This window comes from Klebsiella sp. 2019SCSN059 (assembly GCF_021739525.1).
GTDB lineage: Bacteria > Pseudomonadota > Gammaproteobacteria > Enterobacterales > Enterobacteriaceae > Klebsiella > Klebsiella quasipneumoniae.
Window position 1 is genome coordinate 1 of the sequence record NZ_JAKKOM010000148.1, and the last position, 371, is coordinate 371.

General features: G+C 49.3%; 1 protein-coding gene. It reads left to right on the forward strand.

Annotated elements, in window-relative coordinates; translation table 11 throughout:
• Positions 1-189 precede the first annotated feature (189 nt).
• The coding region (locus L2I46_RS29360; RefSeq protein ID WP_010287081.1) for a GTP-binding protein at positions 190-371 on the forward strand (182 nt) is incomplete at its 3' end.

Sequence of the window (371 nt, forward strand, 5' to 3'; positions counted from 1 at the left end):
TGATATGGCTCAGTTGGTAGAGCGCACCCTTGGTAAGGGTGAGGTCCCCAGTTCGACTCTGGGTATCAGCACCACTTCTTTTCTCTCCTTCCCTGTTTCTCTTCTGTTATGTTCATTCAACAAGTCGGGCATGTTGCCTGGTTGATGTGGTGATATCACCGATTTATCCGTGTCTTAGAGGGACAATCGATGTCTAAAGAAAAGTTTGAACGTACAAAACCGCACGTTAACGTCGGTACTATCGGCCACGTTGACCATGGTAAAACAACGCTGACCGCTGCCATCACTACCGTACTGGCTAAAACCTACGGTGGTTCCGCTCGCGCATTCGACCAGATCGATAACGCGCCGGAAGAAAAAGCTCGTGGTAT